Annotated in this window: 13 protein-coding genes and 3 tRNA genes; 8 read left to right on the top strand and 8 right to left on the bottom strand. The window is 32.1% G+C overall.

Features of this window, described 5'->3' with window-relative positions:
• Positions 1 to 74: 74 nt before the first annotated feature.
• The 4 genes from K5V07_RS10085 to rpsT all read left to right on the top strand — a co-directional run bounded on the left by K5V07_RS10085 (position 75) and on the right by rpsT (position 655).
• Positions 75 to 146: transfer RNA gene (locus tag K5V07_RS10085), tRNA-Glu, on the top strand.
• Positions 147 to 185: 39 nt separating this feature from the next.
• Positions 186 to 257: transfer RNA gene (locus K5V07_RS10080), tRNA-Glu, on the top strand.
• A gap of 40 nt (positions 258 to 297) precedes the next feature.
• Positions 298 to 369: transfer RNA gene (locus K5V07_RS10075), tRNA-Glu, on the top strand.
• Between the two features lie 34 nt (positions 370 to 403).
• A complete protein-coding gene (gene rpsT / locus K5V07_RS10070) occupies positions 404 to 655 on the top strand; it encodes a 30S ribosomal protein S20 (RefSeq protein ID WP_086453799.1) in 252 nt (83 codons plus the stop codon).
• A gap of 55 nt (positions 656 to 710) precedes the next feature.
• Here rpsT and K5V07_RS10065 read toward each other — a convergent pair whose 3' ends face one another.
• Together K5V07_RS10065 and K5V07_RS10060 are read right to left on the bottom strand one after the other, a co-directional pair.
• Positions 711 to 1,106, bottom strand: a complete 396-nt coding sequence (locus K5V07_RS10065; RefSeq protein ID WP_221917381.1) for a response regulator — start codon at positions 1,104 to 1,106, stop codon at positions 711 to 713.
• Complete coding sequence (locus tag K5V07_RS10060) at positions 1,106 to 2,818, bottom strand: PAS domain-containing protein (protein ID WP_221917380.1); 1,713 nt, start codon at positions 2,816 to 2,818, stop codon at positions 1,106 to 1,108. Before K5V07_RS10060 ends, K5V07_RS10065 begins: the two co-directional genes overlap by 1 nt.
• 151 nt (positions 2,819 to 2,969) lie before the next feature.
• Here K5V07_RS10060 and typA point away from each other — a divergent pair, with 151 nt between their 5' ends.
• Positions 2,970 to 4,766, top strand: a complete 1,797-nt coding sequence (gene typA, locus K5V07_RS10055) for a translational GTPase TypA (RefSeq protein ID WP_144892772.1) — start codon at positions 2,970 to 2,972, stop codon at positions 4,764 to 4,766.
• Positions 4,767 to 4,966: 200 nt separating this feature from the next.
• On the opposite strand, the gene K5V07_RS10050 is transcribed toward typA, so the two are convergent.
• The 5 genes from K5V07_RS10050 to K5V07_RS10030 form a co-directional block, all read right to left on the bottom strand.
• Positions 4,967 to 5,149, bottom strand: a complete 183-nt coding sequence (locus tag K5V07_RS10050; RefSeq protein WP_221917379.1) for a hypothetical protein — start codon at positions 5,147 to 5,149, stop codon at positions 4,967 to 4,969.
• A gap of 543 nt (positions 5,150 to 5,692) precedes the next feature.
• The gene (locus K5V07_RS10045) at positions 5,693 to 10,630 is read right to left on the bottom strand and encodes a T9SS type B sorting domain-containing protein (protein ID WP_221917377.1); all 4,938 of its coding nucleotides are present in this window, start codon (positions 10,628 to 10,630) and stop codon (positions 5,693 to 5,695) included.
• A 490-nt stretch (positions 10,631 to 11,120) separates the two neighbouring features.
• Entirely contained in the window at positions 11,121 to 11,957 is an 837-nt protein-coding gene (locus K5V07_RS10040) for an ABC transporter permease (protein WP_221917376.1), read from the bottom strand.
• Between the two features lie 80 nt (positions 11,958 to 12,037).
• Complete coding sequence (locus K5V07_RS10035; RefSeq protein ID WP_221917375.1) at positions 12,038 to 12,931, bottom strand: ABC transporter ATP-binding protein; 894 nt, start codon at positions 12,929 to 12,931, stop codon at positions 12,038 to 12,040.
• Positions 12,932 to 12,997: 66 nt separating this feature from the next.
• Complete coding sequence (locus K5V07_RS10030; RefSeq protein ID WP_221917372.1) at positions 12,998 to 13,399, bottom strand: response regulator; 402 nt, start codon at positions 13,397 to 13,399, stop codon at positions 12,998 to 13,000.
• 405 nt (positions 13,400 to 13,804) lie between these two features.
• Here K5V07_RS10030 and K5V07_RS10025 point away from each other — a divergent pair, with 405 nt between their 5' ends.
• On the top strand, positions 13,805 to 14,863 hold the full coding sequence (locus K5V07_RS10025; protein ID WP_221917371.1) for a hypothetical protein: 1,059 nt from the start codon (positions 13,805 to 13,807) through the stop codon (positions 14,861 to 14,863).
• 64 nt (positions 14,864 to 14,927) lie between these two features.
• Entirely contained in the window at positions 14,928 to 15,797 is an 870-nt protein-coding gene (locus tag K5V07_RS10020; protein WP_221917370.1) for an SdiA-regulated domain-containing protein, read from the top strand.
• Here K5V07_RS10020 and K5V07_RS10015 read toward each other — a convergent pair.
• Positions 15,780 to 19,505 carry a metallophosphoesterase gene (locus K5V07_RS10015; RefSeq protein WP_221917369.1) on the bottom strand — a complete coding sequence of 1,242 codons (3,726 nt, stop codon included), beginning with the start codon at positions 19,503 to 19,505 and terminating at the stop codon, positions 15,780 to 15,782. The two genes, K5V07_RS10020 and K5V07_RS10015, sit on opposite strands and share 18 nt — an antisense overlap.
• A gap of 25 nt (positions 19,506 to 19,530) precedes the next feature.
• Here K5V07_RS10015 and K5V07_RS10010 point away from each other — a divergent pair, with 25 nt between their 5' ends.
• Positions 19,531 to 20,709: a Pycsar system effector family protein gene (locus K5V07_RS10010; protein ID WP_221917367.1), complete on the top strand. Its 1,179-nt coding sequence runs from the start codon at positions 19,531 to 19,533 to the stop codon at positions 20,707 to 20,709.

The raw sequence follows: 20,709 nt of genomic DNA, 5'->3' as shown, positions 1-20,709 counted from the left end.
AGTAAAAAAAAAATGTACAAGCTATTGCTCGTTTCGAAAATAGTTGTATTTTTGCATCCGCATTAGAGAAGCAAGGCCCGTTCGTCTATCGGTTAGGACGCATGGTTTTCATCCATGTAAGAGCGGTTCGATTCCGCTACGGGCTACTACTTTTTTTGCGTTTCCTAAAGTAATAAGGAAAAAATGGCCCGTTCGTCTATCGGTTAGGACGCATGGTTTTCATCCATGTAAGAGCGGTTCGATTCCGCTACGGGCTACAATTCAATTCACATATTGAAAAAAAACTTAGGAGAATATGGTCCGTTCGTCTAGGGGTTAGGACGCCAAGATTTCGTCTTGGTAACAGGGGTTCGATTCCCTTACGGACTACAAACAAATTAGTAAAAGATAAAAAAGCAATATAATGGCAAATCATAAATCAGCTCTAAAAAGAATTAGAAGTAACGAAAAGAAAAGAGTGTTAAACAGATATCAACACAAAACTACTCGTAATGCTATCAAAGCGTTAAGATTAGCTACTGATAAATCTGAAGCATCTGCAAAATTATCTAATGTTATCTCAATGATTGATAAATTGGCTAAAAAGAATATCATACACAACAATAAAGCTTCAAACTTAAAGTCAAAATTGACTAAACTTGTTGCTAAATTGTAATATTTAAAAATAAATATTTAAAAAAAGAGTTCTCGATTTATCGGGAACTTTTTTTTTACGTTAATATTTCTTTCAAGTCTTCTAGCATTGATTTACTTATTGGTTTAGGTAAAAAAGCAATTACCATTGGGTAGTTTTGAGCTTTTTTTAAATCGTTAGGATCTATTGTAGACGATAAGACTACAATTTTTGTAGTATGAAAATCTTTGTATTTTGGGTTTTTAAATGCCTCTAAAAACTCCCAACCTCCCATTACAGGCATATTTAGGTCTAGAAATATTAAATCTGGTTTTAATGCAGGGGAGTTTAGTAATGTGTTGAAATAATGAAGTGTTTCTTCTCCATTAGTAGATGTGATAATTTCATTGCAAAACGAAAACCGCTCTACTACTTTTTTGCAAAGCAGGAGTGTTATTGGGTCATCATCTACGCATAAAACTTGATTTAGCATCACTTTGAATTCTTAAAAGTTAATTTTAATGTAGTCCCTTTGTCAATTTCGCTCTCAATTTCTATGGTGCCGCCCATGATTTCTACTTGTGATTTTACTAAATACAATCCTAATCCTTTGCTGTCTGGATATAGGTGGAATCGCTGATACAATCCGAAAATTTTATCTTTATTGCGAATTAAATCGATTCCAATTCCATTATCTTGAATTAGAATTACTGTAGTGTTTTTTACTTTTTGTGAAGTAATTTTTAGTTGTAGTTTTCTTTTTTCGGATTTATATTTTAAGGCATTGGACACTAGGTTTAAAAAAATACTTTCTAAGTATGGTTTGTGTGTGTAAAGTGTATTGGCATTAAAATTTAATTCAATCAAAGGATTCTGATCGGCTATCATTGTTTCCAATTGTTGGAAAACATAGTGAAATATCTCCTCAAGATTTACGTTTTCCTTGATTATAGAAGGCTTGTCTTTTATTGTTATAACTTTTACTAAATCGCTTACAGTATCGTTTAAGAGTTGTGTAGATTGGCTGAATCCGTGTAATATTTCTTGTAATTCAGCATCATGAATTGGAGTTTCTTCTAAAAGTTGTAAAAGACCAGTTAAGTTTGATAACGGTGCTCTTAAATTGTGAGAAGTAATGTATGAAAACTGTTTTAAATCTTTATTATTTTGAGTCAATTCTCTAATGAGTTGCTCTTTTTCTTTTTCTTGTTTTTTTTCTAGTGTAATGTCTCTTAAGATTGAAACCCAGTGAGATAATTCTTTTTCAGAATTAAAAATGGGAACCATTGATAAACGCACCCAATATTCCTTTTTTATTTTGGATAACAATATAGTTTCAATTTGACATTCTTTTTTTTGTTTTATAGCTTTAAATAATTGGTTTAAAGCATCGTCATCAGAATTTAGACTTTTGAATAAATCAGGTGATTTGCCTATTATTTCATGTGATGTGTAACCAGACATTGCACTAAATGCGGGGTTTATATAAATTATATTTGGGATTTTTGATTGTTCTGATTTAGGTTCAGTAATAATTATGGAATCTTTAGATTGAATGATAACGGTTTCAAGTAACTTTAATCTATTTTCTTCCTCTTTTTGTTTGGTAATGTCTTGAATTGCGCCAATCATTCTAATGGCCTTTCCGTTTTTATCTTTTAATAAAAAAGCTCTGTCTAGCACGTATTTATAGGTGTTGTCAGCACATTTAAAACGGTATTGATCTTGCCATTTTTCTGTTTTTTGTTCGATAAAGGAATACAATCGTACTGACATTTTAATACTATCTTCGGGATGAATTTTGTCAAACCACCAATTAGAGTCAACAGTTACGTTATCTTGTGAATAACCAAAAACACTTTCTATTCCTTTGTTCCAAGAAAAATGATCTTCTTCTAATTTCCAATCCCAAATGGTGTCACTAGTTGCTTTTGCAACAATATCATATTTGTCATTTGATTCTCTTATTGCTTCGTTTATTTTTTTTAATTTATTAAAATTTCGAATATTAATTTCTTCGTTTTTTGATAAAATAATTTTTAGAAGCAAGGTTGTGATGACTACAAAAATAATGTCTTTAGTGAAACTATATATAGATATACTTTGTTCAGTAACAAAATGTTGCGTGACTGTATGGTACATCACAACAACAAACAGTGTTGCAAGTGAGTAAAGGATGATTACTTTATTAGTTTTGCTTTTCATTACTCAAATATAATTAAATAAAACTTTTAAAATGGGCATGACGAAAAAACTTATTTTTTAAGTTGCTAATCCGTTAAGGATATGTAAACTATTGTATAAATATTTTTTATATCAAAATAAAGTGTACCTTTGCAGCCATTAAAAATCACAGATGGAATCTATTAGAAACATTGCAATTATTGCCCACGTCGATCACGGTAAAACTACATTGGTAGACAAAATTATGTATCACTGTCAACTATTTCGTGACAACGAAAATACAGGTGATTTAATTCTTGATAATAACGACTTAGAGCGTGAAAGAGGTATTACGATTACTTCTAAAAACGTTTCAGTTCAATATAAAGGAACTAAAATCAATATTATTGATACTCCTGGTCACGCCGATTTTGGTGGTGAAGTTGAACGTGTATTAAACATGGCCGATGGTGTATGTTTGCTAGTTGATGCTTTTGAAGGTCCAATGCCTCAAACGCGTTTTGTATTACAAAAAGCGATTGACTTAGGTCTTAAACCTTGTGTAGTTATCAATAAAGTTGATAAAGAAAACTGTACTCCTGAAGAAGTTCATGAAAAAGTTTTTGACTTAATGTTTGAGTTAGGTGCTGAAGAATGGCAGTTGGATTTCCCAACAGTTTATGGTTCTGCAAAAAACAACTGGATGTCTGACCACTGGGAAAATGTAACTGATAATGTTGAAGCATTGTTAGACATGGTTGTTGCAAATGTGCCTGCTCCTAAAGTTTCTGAAGGAACGCCACAAATGTTGATTACATCTTTAGATTTCTCAGCTTTTACAGGTCGTATCGCTATTGGTCGTCTTGAAAGAGGTGTATTGAAAGAAGGTATGCCAATCTCATTAGTAAAAAGAGATGGTACTGTATCTAAATCTCGTATCAAAGAACTTCATACTTTTGAAGGACTTGGTCGTAAAAAAGTGGAACAAGTTATTGCTGGAGATATTTGCGCCATTATTGGTGTTGAAGGTTTTGAAATTGGTGATACTATTGCTGATTTTGAAAACCCAGAAGGTTTAAAAACGATTGATATCGATGAACCTACAATGAGTATGTTGTTTACAATTAATGACTCTCCTTTCTTTGGTAAAGAGGGTAAATTTGTAACTTCAAGACACATTAGAGAGCGTTTGACAAAAGAATTAGAGAAAAACTTAGCTATGAAGTTAGGTGAAACTGATTCTGCTGATAAATTCATGGTTTTTGGTCGTGGAGTACTTCACTTATCTGTTCTTATTGAAACAATGAGAAGAGAAGGATATGAATTACAAATTGGTCAACCACAAGTTATTATCAAAGAAATTGATGGTAAAAAATGTGAGCCAATTGAGGAATTGACTATTGATTTACCAGAAAATCTTTCAGGTAGAGCGGTTGAGTTCGTAACTATGCGTAAAGGTGAAATGCTAAGCATGGAAACTAAAGGGGAGCGTATGATTGTTAAATTTAATATTCCATCTCGTGGTATTATTGGATTGCGTAATCAATTACTTACTGCTACTGCAGGTGAAGCTATTATGGCACACCGTTTTATTGGATATGAGCCTTACAAAGGAGAAATTGCTGGACGTAACAAAGGTTCATTAATTTCTATGGAAAAAGGTAAAGCTATTCCTTATTCTATCGATAAATTACAAGATCGTGGTAAGTTTTTCGTTGAACCTAATGCTGAAATTTACGAAGGTCAGGTTATTGGAGAAAACTCTCGTGGAGATGATATGTGTGTAAACGTAACAAAAGAGAAAAAACAATCTAACGTTCGTTCATCTGGAAATGATGAAAAAGCAAGAATTATTCCTCCAATTATTTTCTCCTTAGAGGAAGCTTTAGAATACATTCAAAAAGATGAATATGTTGAGGTTACGCCAAAATCTATTCGTTTAAGAAAAATATATTTGACAGAAACAGATAGAAAAAGATTTAAAATCTAATTCATTTGAATTTTAATTAAAACCATCAGCGTAAGTTGATGGTTTTTTTTTTTTGAACCTAATCCTGCTGTACACTATATCTTTTATACCACCCCAAAAAAGGGGTGTTATAAAAGGATGCCGTTCCCATCAGGGGTATAAGAGAATCTACTTTTATGAAGATCAGTACTGAGAAGAAACTTAAATTATCTTTGAAATTCTTATTCCTTTTTATTTTGCCACTCGGTTTGTTTTGAATTTTTATGGAGTATGCTTTCATTTTCATGGAATCCCATTGCAAATCCTAGCATTATTGCAGTAAGTATTACAATTATTCTCTTTTTTATTCCAGTAATTATTCTTTTACAAGTAGTTAGGCTATTTGTATTTTTAAGTTTACGCATTTTTATTTCGTTAAATTAAACACCTTTTTATTTTCTTAAATCATATAAAAGATTTAAAAATGAATTTCAAACTATGTTTGGAATTAAAGTGTATAACTAGTGAATTCAAATAATGCTTTCAGATATAGTTTTTGATACAGAAGAGGTTTCAATATTTGAAACAATTCGCTGTGTAATTTAAATTTGGTATTACATGTAACATCAGCTGGAATAAGATACTTGGGATTAATATCAAAGCTAATTTTGAAGCTTGATTTTACATCATGAATTGTTTCAAAAAGAAATTTTGTTCCTTTTAGATTTTCTGCTTCAGTACTTTTTTTGAGATTTAAGCCTTGAAAATAGGAACTTGATCTGAATTCAGAATTAGAGAAACACTCACTAGTCATTGATCCTAAAATCAATATAAACATTGCGAGATATTTTATATAATTCTTCATATTTATTTTTTTATAACACCTTTTAAAGTAATATACCGTCTTTATATAAACTGTTCTATTACTTTAAATGGTGAATAACTTGTAGTTTAAAGCGTTTTGAGCATTATCTTTTTAGACTGAAATGACCTTTCATTTCTCGTCCATCATCAAGTTTTACTGTATACCAGTAGTCATCTGCTGGCATGGGTTGACCTGTAAACGTTCCGTCCCATCCTTGGCTTGATGCCGTTATTTGTTTTATTAATTTCCCAAATCTATTAAAAATATATATAATTGAATTTCTATTAAAGACATTATTTACTCCTTTTATATTCCAGTAATCATTAATGTTATCTCCATTTGGTGTGAAAAACTTAGGAGCTCCGGTTACTGCAATTGTTTTGCTTACGGTACCGCAACCATTTTTATCATTAATATACACTTCATGAATTCCTGAAGGAACATTATCAAAAAAGTTAGAATCTTGAAAAGGACCGTTAGGTAAGTCTAAACTGTATTCATAATCACCCTTTCCATTAGCATCAACCGTTACCGTATTATTGTCGGCTAGATCTACTATATCGACGCTTGCTATCGTAGCAATATCTGAAGCGGTTACTTTTATAGTTCTTGTTCTTTCACATCCTAATAATGTTGCCACTTCTACACTATAGTCACCTTCTGTATTTACATCAAGAGTTGGACCAGTTTCGTTAGTAATGATATTGTAATCTTTGTACCAAGTATAGGTATAATCAGCAGGATTAGTCCCATTGGGTAAACCAGTATTTAGTTGAACAAAGAATGTTGGTAAATTAGAACATACTAATTCGTTATCTCCTCCATTGGTGTTTAATTGAATTGGAGGCAATGGATTAACTATAAACGGAATCGTTAAGATTGCTTTACAAGTTGGATTTATTGTATTTTCAACTTCAACTGTTATGTTTTGAGTAAGCGTTACAAATGGATTTGGAAGCGGACTTGTTAAAGGATTTCCATCTTTATCAAAATAATTTACCTTCATGCCTGTTTGACCACCTAAAATACTATTTTGAAAGGTAGTTGTATCAAATGAATATTGTCCGTCTTGTAAAAGAGGATCTACTTCGTCATCACATACTGTAGTTAAATTTGTAGGTATAGAGAACGCCTCTGGTAAATCATCAACAATAAATGCAATGGTAACTTCTTCACTACAAGCCAGTGTTGAATTATTTGTAACTACAGCTTTTATGTTTTGAGTTGTAGTGGTGAATGAAGCAGGAAAAGGACTTGAAAGGGCATTGTTGTTCTCGTCAAAGTAGGTAACGTTTACATTAGTTTGTCCATTGAGTACTGTTGCATGTAATGCTGATGTATCAAAAGTAAAAATACCATCTTGATTGTCATCACATTGTCTTGCAATGGTCACTGGATTTGCAAACGGAATTTGTTCAACAACCAGCTTTACAAAAGGTCCTAGACCAAAACAAGCATTTGTAACATCACTATCTACGCGACCCCAAATATCTTGTGTTCCAGGATAACCAATGTTTCTATAGTTTGTAATATCAGATATTTTATTGGTTTCGGCTAGCGCATCTGCTTGGTTTCTATAAAAAGATACCGTGTAATTTCCTGCTGGTAGTAATGTTTTTATAGCCGTTTCTGTTGCACTGAAATCAAAGGTACTTATGCCATCTCTTTTATTGTTATTAGCGTTGTCAAGTCCATTTAGATCTCTTAAATCATCACAGGCTGTATACACATTATTAAAAGTTGATGGAATTTGAGTAGCCAATACTTGAAGTGTAATTTCTGCAGTTCTAAAACAGTTATTATTGTTAGTTACTCTTGTCCATACGCGGGTTACTCCTGGTGTGGCGTTAGTATAAGCTAACGGATTTGTAATTTGTTGTGCAGCATTTGCAGTATTTGCTGCAGCAAGAGTTGTATAATAGGTAAAGGTTTCGGCACTCGCATTACTTGATATTTCATTATTTTTAACCATAAGATTAAAAGTAGTGATTGCATCTAAGTCGTTGTCACACTGAACAATGGTTACATTGTTAATGGTAGGTAAGTCATATACTGTCAAGTTAATTTTATCTGAAATTAAACCACATGAATTTCCTATTTTGTTTAAAATTACTCTGTACTGATAGCCGTTCATTGATTTTGTTACACTTGAAATAAGAAGTGTTTTTGTAGCTGTGCCCGAGTATGTGGAATTATTTGTTACTGTATTCCAATTAATACCATCAGTGGATAGTTCCCATTGATAGGTGTTACCTCCATTATCATCAAGTGTTATTGTGGCATTTTGTAATTCACATGTAGGTAAAACATTAGGTTGTGTGGTAATTACTATTGGTGCGGCTGTTGAATAATTACTATTTGGGGTTGTATAACCTACAGCACTTGTTACTTTACCTTTAGAATCAACTGTGACAGGATTATTACCAAGAATACCGTCAGTATTTGGATCTAAAAAACCTGCTTCAACAACATCAAAACACAAATCTCCATCACTATCTAAGTCTCTGTAGTTTTTTATTCCATCAGTATCAAGATCATTTCCAGTTTCTACACTATCTTGAATTCCGTCATTATCACTGTCTAAATCTAGATAATCAGGTACGCTGTCAGAATCTGAATCTTGAGGTGTAAAACCTGGTTCAAAAGCATTGTCAAGACCGTTTTTATTAGCATCAATGTTAGATAGATTTTGTGCTGCATTGACTTGTGCTTCTATGGTATCAAAAATTCCATCAGCATCACTATCTAAATCTTCCTGATCAGGAAATCCGTCTCCGTCATAATCTCTCGGAATGCAAACGGCTTCAAATTTGAAAGTTCCTTTATTTAAATCGGTATCGGAAAGATTTTTATGTTTAATGCTTAAAGAACTTGTTAAGTAGGATACAAATTTAAAAGTACCTGTACCAGCAGCTAAAGGAATAGCACTATTTAACCTAAATCGAATTTCGAAAGAGGTGAATTGGGTTACCCCACTTTCATAAATACCATCATAATTAGTATCAATTACAAGTTGATCATTAGGGTTTAATACTGTTATAGTTTTGTTTACATCAGAATTGATGATGTATTCCGCATCGGCGTTAAGTAAATCGCTACTATTTGCAGCATTTACATAACTCATTTGTACGGTGATAGGTTTAGTAAAATTCATTTGGTATGCCACAAAATTCTCTTTTCCCGCTGCAACATCGGTAGTAAAAACACCATCATTATTACCAGTAAAAGGTGTTGGACGTGAGGTGGTAGATGTTGATACTGTTCCAGTAAAAGAGTTAGAGTAGGTGTCTTGGGTTATTACTCCAACAGCTGTATTAGAAATATCAATGCCTTTATTACCAAACGATTCGGTGCAATTGAGGATCCCGTCATTATCATTGTCAATGTCAATATTGTCATTTACATCATCATTGTCTCTGTCTGTTTCACAAGTGCTTACAGGTATTAAATCAGAAAAAACAGGCGGAGTTATACAACCTGTGATAGTTCCTTTTACTTGGTAATAACCAGGTTGTGTTGGGGTATATGAGTTGCTATTAGAATTTGGAATTGATACATTATTATAAAACCATTCAAATGAATCATACGATGAAATAGAACTTACTTTTAATACCACATTTGGTATACAATTTGAGGTTGCAACAGATAATACATCACTTACAACTTCAGGTTTTGTATCAAATCCAGAATAATATCCGCCATAAGTAGCGGCACTATTTGATCCAAAATAAGACACATATACTTGCTTAGTTGAAAATACACTGATGTTTCCAGATAAGCCGCTTAATGTATAGGTTTCAAAGGCAGGGTTACCAATAACATCCTTGGGCGCAATTCCTATAGGCTGTTTGGTTCCATTAATTTCTACTTCTACAGTAGCTCCTTTTTCGGTGACTATATTTAGTCCACTATTGGATAAAAATGTTCGGCTACCTATTTGTTCTATTTGTGGAATATTATCGACAACATTAGGTGTTGAGCAATTTAATGGCGGTACAAAAAACATTTCTTGATTAGCTTGGCTTGAACTACCTACACTTTGATAAGCAAAAACATTTTTTGATGTTTTCACATACATGCTGCCATTTGCTGAAAATTGAGAACCATTTAAAATATAATATTGACCTGCATTTAATGGTGTTGGATTTACAGGAGTTGTGCTTCCGTTTATATAAATATTGGTGTTGTTTTCATGTATTACAAGTAAAGGACGTTCTGTGATGTCTAGTCCTACACCTCGAACAAATATGTATTCGTTACCAACTTTTGTAGCAGGGACAATTTGGTCAAAACCTAAATCTAAATTTCCATTAAAATCTCCATTGGTACCGCCATAAGAGCCACAATTTACGGCAATGGGCTTTTTAGATTCGACCAATACACCTATCAATCCATCTTTATTTGCAGTGCTAACATCTTCGGTAGCTATTACATAACTTTGTCCTCTGTTTAGTGTAACACTAATAGGATTACTTCCCGCTGCTTCATTCCCCATAAGTGTAACACCAGCTTTTATATCACTAAAGTTAACAACGGTATTATTTTCTGTAGCCAAAACAGATATGAAAGTATATCTAAAATTTCCATTTCCTGTAGTTGCAGTATTTACATAAGCGCCTACTCTAAATTCATAACCAATAGCTGAGATACCTTTTGATACTAAAGACCCTGCTTGATTGTAATTTCCAGCAAGAACCCTTGCAGCTACATAAATTAAATTTTCTGCTTCAATAATATATCCTTTATTTGCTAAAGGAACGTTTAAAAGGCTAGGGTCAACATGCAACTGTGTATTTGTTCCAAAGCCAACATTGTAAATATAAGGAGTGTTTTTTGATACTTGAACTGTAGTTATACCTACGCCTAGAGCATTTATCTTCACTTTTACTGGAGTTACACTTGGAGTTGAGAGATACAAGTATTGATCTTGAGCCGAAACTTGGTCGGAGCCAGATAATGGTGGTATGTAGTGCGTTTTACTAAATTGTGCAAAACAACTAATTGAAAGTAGAATCGTTAGTAGTAGTAAAGTTTTTTTCATGCGCTAAAAATAGGAAAATTTAAATTATCTTTTAAAAGTAAATTGATCTTCGACTTTCAAATAATTGGAGTTGATTTAATAAATTTTGTATAGGGAAAAAATCAAACCCTAATGGTAGGTTTGCAATTAAAATATAAGTTCCAGATATCCCTTAGATCGATATTGTGAATTTAATATAAATTGAGGTCATCTTTTTTTAAACAAAAAATACTAAAGCATTCATACTATTACAAGTAATAGATAAGATTACTTCATATGTTAGAAAAATACTTGTAAATTACTCAAAATAAGAATGTTTTTTTCGCAAAACCGAAAAAGTATCTATTCTCGTTAAAGCTATTTTAGAAGTATATTTCCAAAATTATCTGTACTCTTTGCGAGGCTGTAGAGTATAGTTGTCCATAGTTATCGCTTTAGAACAATTTTAAAAATTAGCAACAATAAAGTAAATCAATACTGAATTTAAACCATTCGTCTTAAATTATAGTTTCTATAAATCCCTGTTTTTTAAAATTTTATAAGAAAAATATATAAAAATAACGGTCCAGCACAATACAATTGCAAGTGAGAAAAGGGAAACTCCATAGTCCTTGCTATTCTCTAAACCAATTTGAGTACCAATATTTTTTACAACTGATAAACGTGAAAAAGGCTCAATGATAAGATTAGACATGGATTGTAGTGGTAAAAACTGGGTAATACTGGCTGCAGTAGTACCCTCTGGAAAAACTTTGAATGTTAAAATACCACTTATAATTCCTTCTATAATATTCCAAACCAACAAGAAACCTAAAGCAAATGCAGATCTCTTGATCAAAATTCCAAGAAATAAACAGAAAGAGAAAAAGCCAATTAGTTTTACAAAATAAGCCAATAGATAATCTAAATCTGCAAAAACAATATCAATTTCAGTAAAGGATGAAAAACTAAATCCAAGTATTAAGGTCAAAATAAAAAGGAACACCGTTGATACCGTAGCAAAAAGAAATACTGTCAAAAATTTTGATTGAATGAATTCTTTTTTGCTCATTCCGTCAATCAAGTTTTGTTTTAAGGTACCATAACTGTACTCATTGGCCATCATTGAAACAATTACAATTGCTAAAAAGAATTTCAAAATGGATGCAATGTAGGTATTGAAGTGCCATATGTATGGGAAATTGAAAATGCCCATTTCGGCTAAATGAAATTTGAATGGACCTAAATCAAACTTGATTGATGCTATTAATGCAATGAACGTAAGTAAAATGAAGTAGGCTAGTGTTAAAACCCGACTCGCTCTATTTTTCCAGATTTTATGTAACTCTATCGTAAGAAGTCTTTTCATAAGGTATAATTTTATCTTTGGCTAATTAGCCAAAATTTTAAAAGGTTGTGTTTAGTCAGTAAAATGAAATTGAGATAGACTTATTTATTTGTCAGTTCTAAGAACTGCTCTTCAAGACTATTTCTACGTTTTACAAGATGATTCAGGATAATATTCTTACTAAATAAAAATTGATTGAGGTCTTTTGCTTCGAGTTCTTTTTGTAGATAAACAATTACTTTGTCATTTGTTTTCACTACGTTTTTTACTGCAGGGTGCGTTGCTACAAGTTCAGCAAGTTGTTGCATATTATCAGCTTGTAATTCAAAGAAACCTTCGTTAGAAGACATACCATCAACTAATCCGGTGTATAATATTTTTCCTTTTTGTAATACTAAAACATGCGTACACACTTTTTCAACTTCGTCTAGTAAATGAGAAGCAAGGAGTATTGTAGTTCCTTGTGCGGCAATGATTTTAATAATATCTCTAATTTGATGTATTCCTTGAGGGTCTAATCCGTTTGTAGGTTCATCAAGTATTAAAATTTCAGGATCGTTCAATAATGCCGATGCTATAGCCAAACGCTGTTTCATACCTAGTGAAAAGGTTCTAAACTTACTGTTTTGTCTATCTGTTAACCCTACTAATTCTAGTTTTTCACTTACTTTGGCATAATTAATACCTTTTATTTGACACACTAGCTCCAAATTTTCCTTGGCAGTCATGTATGGGTAAAAATTAGGTCTTTCAATAATAGCACCTACTTTTTTTAGTGCATCGTGAGTTTGTATCGTACCGCCAAACCAGCTGTAAGAGCCAGAAGTTTTGTTAACAACATTAAGTACAATACCTAACGTTGTTGATTTTCCGCTACCATTTGGTCCTAGAATTCCGTAAACGTTGCCTTTTTGAATATCAAATGATACATCTTTCAAGGCTTGTACTGCGCCGTAACGCTTATTAAGATTTTGTATGGTTAAAATGGTTTCCAAGTGTCAAGTTTTTTTTGGTTTAACTATATGACGTTGGAGAAAAGATTTTGTTACTACTTTTTAGGTTTACTTTGAAATAGCTATAAAATGTTTGATTCCTTCAAGTTTTTCAATGCTTATAGGTTTTTCTATATAATTTTTAACATTAGCGTATTTTTTTGCTTTTTCAATATCGGAAAATTCAATAGAGGAGGTCATTATGAAAACAAAAATATCTTTTTGTATGTTTAATTGTTTTAGTGCGTCTAGAAATTCCCATCCGTTCATTAACGGCATATTTATATCTAGTAATATACAATCAGGAAGATCATGATGGTTTGTGGCATTTTTTTGTAATAATTCAAGAGCAATTTTAGCATTCGAAAAGGATTCTAATGAACTGCTAAAACTTATCCGGTTAGCAAGCATTGTGGTCAGCCGGAGTGTTAATGAGTCATCATCAATAAGGTAAGTTAATTCATTGCTCATAACTGTATCAGTTTAAATTTAGACCCTAAGCATTTGGTTGATTGGAAATTAAGATAGTAAAACAGAGGCTCAGTTTTTTATTTTGGTGATACATTTCTAAAAGTATATTTAATTTAACTTAAGCACTTGTTTCACCTAAAATTTACGACCATTTTTATATGAATTTTCAACAATATCAAATATAAAGTTTAAATTCTCAATTCCTACTTTTTAAAACTTATAATTTGTAATTAATTTCCGTTTATGATAATGTTGAAATTTTAGTTTATTATTTAAAAAATAGTTTCATATTTTTCAAATCAGTGCACTACTTTTAAGAATATTTTGGTCTTTAAATACAAGGTATTAGGCAAGAATTAAGTTCTTCAGATACATTTTTATTGTATTTTTGAATAAAAAAGACTCATGAGTGATCCTATTATGGTTTTTAAAAAACCGTCTTATCCAATAAATAATTCTTTACAAGAATATTTAGAACGATTTGATAGGGTTTCAAAAGTAACTGTGTTTTATGATGATTTATTACGTTTTACAGGCTCTGTGACCGTATATGATAAAAATGACCAAGATACTTTGTGGATAAGAGTGTATTATAATGAGTTTGAACGTGAGGAAATTGACTTAAATTTAAAAAAGATATATTCCTTACTGCACTCTGATGGAAATTTAGGAATACTCAAATTTTTGAATATCGACTCTATTGATTATTGCACTTTTGGAAATTCTAAACCATTTCGAATCAAAGTTAGAAACATATTAAATGATAATTACACTCATTTTTATGTAAAAAAAGCGGATGCTTCCCGAGTTTATGGGTTAGAATTAGAACATATTCTTTCACCTGATAAAATCAATTTCTTGGTGTATAATGATACTCTTATTGAGGAACACATTATGGGAATCCCGGGAGATATTTTTATAAAAACTTTGCTAGCTGATTGTACCGAAACGGAAAAGGCTCAAATAGCAAAAGAGTTTGTAAAGTTTAATGAACGATGCATGATAAGATTGTTGGGGGATATGCGTGCCTATAATTATGTCATTGTTCCCATACATGATTTTGATCACGTAGTTTATAAAATACGGGCTATAGATTTTGATCAGCAGTGTTTTGAGGGGAATTTTAAAGTGTACAGACCTCAATTTTTTAAAGAAAATTACCCCATGGTTAAACTGGTTAAAGAAAAGCTTCAAACCAGCTCCATTGAGCAGTACAAAGATGAAGAACGCGCAGTTCTTGCCAAAAGAATTTTATCCTCAGAAAACAGAATTAACAGATTACTCGAAATAATGAGTGCGGATACGCTTTCCACCGAAATGCATTTGGAACAATTAAAAATGGAGTTGTACCGGTATACAAAAGATCTCAATTTTAAAAAAGCAAAATCAATGGGAAGTATTATGGTTGCCGCTTTTGAGTTTATCACAAGGAATTATAAAAACAGTACGGTTTTAAAAAAGTAATTGTTAAGTAGAGCGTATTGGTTATATTTGAATTGATTTTTATGGATTATCAAATTTATATATAATGAGAAAATATATTTTTATCACTCTTTTATTGGCTTCTTGTGAGCAACCATCAACTTCTATTACAGAATTGTATTCTTTACCAAAGAAACTCAAAGAAGTTTCAGGGATCATTTATACGCCAGAAGATCAGTCCGTATGGGCAATTGAGGATAGCGGAAATGCTAGCGAATTATATAAAATTAATTCTACAGGTAAAATCACAAAAACAATATCTATAACTGATGCTCAAAACACAGATTGGGAAGATGTTACTATGGATAAAAACGGAAATTTATATCTCGGTGATTTTGGTAATAATGACAATGAACGCAAGGATTTATGCATATATAAAGTAGACAAAAATTCTTTATTGAATGCTACTGCAGCACCCGTTTCAAAAATATCATTTTCATATCCTGAACAAAAGCAATTTCCTCCCAATAAAAAAGAGTTGTTGTATGATGTTGAAGGTTTTTTTGAGATGAATAACTATTTTTATTTGTTTACCAAAAACAGAAGCAAAGGATTTGATGGTACGTCATTAATTTATAAGATACCGAATCAAGCCGGAAATCATACTGCTATTTTGTTGGGTAGTTTTAAAACCTGTGACACCTATAAATCATGTGCCATTACGAGTGCAATTCTTAGCCCTGACCAATCGGAAGTTGCATTGCTTACGCATGATAAAATTATTCTTTTCGAAAACTTTAAAGGCGATGATTTCTTGAGCGGTACCCAAACAGTTCTAGAATTAAACCATTTTTCTCAAAAAGAAGCAGCCACATTTATAGACAATGACAAAATACTACTTGCAGATGAAAAATATGGCAGTGATGGCGGTAAGGTTTATAAAACTACTTTAACACAACTAAAAACCAAATCCTAAACCAAATGCAATACGAGCTTCCTCACTTGCACTTTTAAAATATGTGATGCGAGCTGTAAGTGCATTGAGACCGTTAAGCCAAATCCCTCCGCCAATGGATTGATTCCATTTTTCAGATTTTTCTCCTTTTAGCCAAACGCGCCCGTAGTCATAACCACCTAAAATACCAAAAGTCATTGGGATAACGCTTCTTTTTATTTTACCAAGATTCAAACGGATATCACTACTGTGATAAAAAGATTGATTCCCCAAGAAACGTTCATTTCTAAAACCTCTTAAATCATAATCACCACCTAGAGTTGCGCCTTGATAAAATTCGAAATTATTATTAAGTACTGCTTTTCCTTTCAGGATTGTGGCAACAACTAGTTTTCCTTTAGCATCTATTTTATGGTTAAAGTTTATTTTGCTTTCTAAAGTAGGGAAATTTCTTTTTAAATCTTCTAGATTCATTTTCCAACTTCCGGTAAAACTAATTCCCATTCCCATGGATGGAAATGCTGGGATGTCATAGTTTTCATAACTGTATTTCACACTTGCACCAGCAAAATGCTGATTTTCAAAAACTTTAGTATTTACTTCGAGAGAGGTATCTACAAACCTATTAGTAGTTTCCTCTACTGTAATTCTTTCGTAACTAGATTGTATCTGAAACTTGCTACCGTTAAGACCAATTTTATTAATGGATGGCATCACTTTTATCATTCGAATTCGAACACGGTTGTAATCCATGTCAAATAACTCCGAATCGTTTTTGGTTTCATTGCCATACCCAAAATAATTGATGGTAAAGTTAGGGCTTGTAAAACGGGCTTCAAGATCAGCATCCCATTTGCCAAAGAGTTTTGGGAATTTTCCATTGTAAATAGCCTCATACCCACTTGTTGCAAAATAATAATTGGTTTTTAAAGAATGTTTATGAGTAAAAGGATTTTGCTTGTAATCATTTACAATGTAGCCTGCTACTATTCCTATTTTTATACCATCATCGGGGTTAAACCCAATGTTGGGTAAGCCAGTAAAATAATTGTATTTTGGTTTTTTATAATCGTAAAAGCTATTGTCGTAATCGTCCATCAACCTTAACTTTGTTTTTGAGTCAAGAGTGTACGTATTGGTACGGGATTTAAAATCATGAATTTTTACTTGTTTGCCGTTTTCAATAGTGTACAAGTCTTCATTTTGACCGCCTATCAATCTTATTTTAATTCCTGAATTTGATGTTCCTTTTACTATGAATTCATCGTCATCATCTAATCCATAAATCCATATTTTTTTGGTTTTATTGGCAGTAAAATTTCTGGAATACTGCAGTTCTTCCCCCGTTTTCTTTACTCGAAATACTTGAATAGTTACTTTGTTTTTTTCTTCATTTAGTACCACAAATTTGTCTTTTTTATCAGTACCTACAAGCATTACAGTGTGTTGCAGTACATCATAATAAGTTGAAGCAGCAATAGTAAGTTCTTTTTTTCTTGCTTTCAATTTTTGTTGTATGTCTGTAATTGTAAAGTCTATAACTTCTTTTGGTAGTACTTTAAAAGCATCATCAATAGCACTATCTGTCAAGTTTTCTTGAATGTATTTAGCTTGTTTTACCCATTCATCTTTTGTAGTTTTTTTTAAGAAGGCCAAATCCAGTGGATAAGCCTCTCTATTCATTAGTTTTACATTTTTTAAATTATCTTTAAACGACTGCATGTGTCTTAGTTGTACGTTTTTCATTAACACATAAACCAATGCACCATCATATTTACTGAATGCCTGATCTCTATCACGGGGAATAGGTTTGTAAATAACTGTATCATTTTCGTGATATTCGCCCCAGCGCCATTGATCTTCATGCCTATCCCAATCACCTATTAGCATATCAAATAATCTAGCTTTGATGTATTCACTTTCATCTACCGCATATTTTTCATCCTTGCGCATGTTTTTTAAAACATCCTCTGTGCTGACTATTGCTAGTGGTGTTCCAAAACTAGAGTTAGCAATTTGATTTGTAGTTGCTCGTTCTTCAACCATATATAGTTCATTGCCATAAGTACTATTAAAATTTTGAAGCGCTGCGTGTTTGGGTATGTAATATAAAACGGGATTAGTATGTGCAACACCTATTTTTGAGGCCAAGTTACCAACAGCCAAAGGGGTATACGGATGTGCTGTGGTGTAAAAATCAGCCAATAAATTTTCGGCGTAAGTGTCTTCAAATTCATCTTGAATGAATTGTTTTTTGAATGCTACCGCTTGTAAAAATCGAGTAGGACTCTTTTTTAAACTGCGCATCACATACTCTTTTCCATTAGAATCAAAAAGTTGAAGGGAATTAGATTGGTGTCCACCTCCAGCACGTTTGGGTTGTAATCCTCCTAAAAGTGTATCTATAGTTGCTACAGGAACGTTGATGAGTTTACTATAATAATTGCGGTAGTGATTACCGAAAAAGAACTTATAAAACCCAGATTTTTTTGTTTGCTCAGGACTGTAAATGCTTGTATTTATAGTTTTTGGAAACGATTTTGAAAATACACTGGTGTCAAAATCTTTTTTTTCTTGTAACACTATTTTTTCATGAATGAGGGACTCTTTCTCTTTTCCAAAGTACATCACTTTTGAAAGCCCATTTTCAAAAACAATTAACTTTGCAAATCCATTTTTACCATACGAAAAATCTCCTTCTAAAATTGCCCTTGCTGCCTCAGATTTAGATCCTGCACCGCTAATAATTTGTTTGATATTATCTCTTTCTATATATTGTAAATTGTGATCATGACCAGAAACTACTATTAAATTTTCATGGTTTTGAAGCAATGTTTTAACGCGTTTGATAAACAGATCATATTGCTTGTTTTGAATGTCTTGCGGACTTATGCCAGATGTTTTTCGAACTAAATTGATGAGTGATCCTAGTACTGGTAATGGAATTTTTTGCTCTAATGGGAAAAGTTGTTTTTCTAATGAAAATTGCCCACCATGAGAACCATTACTCATCAATGGATGGTGCATAGCTATGATTACCGTTTTATCCTGATTTTTTGACAATACATTTTCAAGTTCAACAAAAAAAGCTTCCCTTGTCTTAATGCTACAGTCATCATTTATAGTGGGGCTTTTGTCCCAGTTTTCTAGAAACCATTGGCTGTCAATTGCAATCAAACTGAGGTTTTTATTGATTTCTAGTTCATCAATACCACAACCATTACTAGGCATAAATGACTTTTTTTCTTTCAAATAATTCGTAACAAATTTACCTTGACGCTCTAACCCTTTTAAGCCACTGTACCAGTCATGATTTCCCGGTATAAAAATGGTTTTTCCTTTAAAATTTTGAGATAATTTTAGTTGATTTAGTAGTTTCTCTTCGGCAATTAATCGTTCATTTGCCGGATTGGTGTCTGGTAAACCTTTTGGGTAAATATTATCACCTAAATATAGTAATGTGCTGTTTGTATTTTCTTTTTTTAATTGCTCTTCAAGGAGGTTTAATGTTTCTTTCGCTTTTGGTTCATTAGCGTTTCCTGCATCTCCAATTAAATAAAAAGTATGTGCAATTTTTAAGCTATCTGTTGCGTTTTGACTTAGGTTTTTTGCATTTTTCCCATATTGTGCATGATGCGTTGCACAGGACGTGAAAAGAGTAAAAACAAACAGAATTGAAATTCCAGTTATATAAAAAGGATTAGAAGATTTATCCGAAAATAATTTCATAATTTAGTAGTGTAAAAATATGTCCATGAATTTAATAGAACAAGCCAAGGATTACGTTGAAAAACTCTTCAAAGATAAACTTTCTAACTCATTTACCTATCATAATATACAGCATACTATTCAGGTTGTTGAAGCCATTTCATTACTTGCTAAAATGGAAAATGTAAGTGTAAAGGATTCTGAAACTTTACAAATTGCGGCTTGGTTTCATGATACGGGATATACAAATTGTTATGATCATCATGAAGCAGTTAGTGTATCTCTGATGCGTGATTTTCTATCAGATAAGGTAAAGTCATCTGAGTTTATAGATCAGGTAGCCTCGCTGATAATGTCAACTAAATTTGGATATGAACCTCAAACACTCTTAGAAAAAATCATGAAGGATGGTGATTGTTTTCATCTTTCGGCACCTAATTATGCTACTACATGTAATGATTTGCGAGAAGAATGGGCATGTTTGGATCAAAAAAAATTCTCAGATAAAGATTGGATTCTCGAAAATATTGATTTCCTTACTAATACTCATCGTTATTACACGGATTATGCCCTCGAACAATGGCAACCTCTAAAAGAAAAAAATATTAAAAAACTTCAAAAGAAAATTAAAAAAATGGGATTGACCAAGGGTAAAGATCTAGAATTTGTTCCAACTAAAAAGGAAAAAGAAGATAAACCAGATCGTGCTGTTGACACACTTTTTAGGGTTACTCTTAATAATCATACTACTTTAAGCGGTATTGCTGATAGCAAAGCCAATATATTATTATCTGTAAATGCAATTATTATATCTATTGCGTTATCCATTTTAATTCCTAAACTAGATAGCCCTAAAAATGTACATCTCATGATACCTACTTTTATCATGCTTATGTCAAGTGTAACAACTATAATTTTTGCAATTCTATCCACTCGACCAAAAGTAACTAAAGGGATATTTACCAGACAAGATATTGAAAATCAAAAAGTAAATTTATTGTTTTTTGGTAATTTTTATAAAATGCCTTTGGAGGAATACCAATGGGCTATGAATGAAATGATGAAAGACAAAGAGTATTTGTACAATTCTATGATTAAAGATTTATATTATCTAGGTGTGGTACTCGAAAAAAAATACCGATTGTTGCGATTGACTTATAATTTTTTCATGATTGGAATAATAATTTCTGTAATTGCATTTGTAATTGCTTTCAGAATGGGGTAA

Origin of the sequence: Flavobacterium sp. CHNK8 (assembly GCF_019774515.1) — a bacterium.
GTDB classification, from domain to species: domain Bacteria; phylum Bacteroidota; class Bacteroidia; order Flavobacteriales; family Flavobacteriaceae; genus Flavobacterium; species Flavobacterium tiangeerense.
This window is presented reverse-complemented; position numbering and strand designations above follow the sequence as displayed.

Bases quoted from the DNA above. Each gene is read 5' to 3' on its own strand.
- rpsT (WP_086453799.1), top strand. From the start codon at position 404: ATGGCAAATCATAAATCAGCTCTAAAAAGAATTAGAAGTAACGAAAAG.
- K5V07_RS10065 (WP_221917381.1), bottom strand. From the start codon at position 1,106: ATGCTAAATCAAGTTTTATGCGTAGATGATGACCCAATAACACTCCTG.
- K5V07_RS10060 (WP_221917380.1), bottom strand. From the start codon at position 2,818: ATGAAAAGCAAAACTAATAAAGTAATCATCCTTTACTCACTTGCAACA.
- typA (WP_144892772.1), top strand. From the start codon at position 2,970: ATGGAATCTATTAGAAACATTGCAATTATTGCCCACGTCGATCACGGT.
- K5V07_RS10050 (WP_221917379.1), bottom strand. From the start codon at position 5,149: ATGCGTAAACTTAAAAATACAAATAGCCTAACTACTTGTAAAAGAATA.
- K5V07_RS10045 (WP_221917377.1), bottom strand. From the start codon at position 10,630: ATGAAAAAAACTTTACTACTACTAACGATTCTACTTTCAATTAGTTGT.
- K5V07_RS10040 (WP_221917376.1), bottom strand. From the start codon at position 11,957: ATGAAAAGACTTCTTACGATAGAGTTACATAAAATCTGGAAAAATAGA.
- K5V07_RS10030 (WP_221917372.1), bottom strand. From the start codon at position 13,399: ATGAGCAATGAATTAACTTACCTTATTGATGATGACTCATTAACACTC.
- K5V07_RS10025 (WP_221917371.1), top strand. From the start codon at position 13,805: ATGAGTGATCCTATTATGGTTTTTAAAAAACCGTCTTATCCAATAAAT.
- K5V07_RS10020 (WP_221917370.1), top strand. From the start codon at position 14,928: ATGAGAAAATATATTTTTATCACTCTTTTATTGGCTTCTTGTGAGCAA.
- K5V07_RS10015 (WP_221917369.1), bottom strand. From the start codon at position 19,505: ATGAAATTATTTTCGGATAAATCTTCTAATCCTTTTTATATAACTGGA.
- K5V07_RS10010 (WP_221917367.1), top strand. From the start codon at position 19,531: ATGAATTTAATAGAACAAGCCAAGGATTACGTTGAAAAACTCTTCAAA.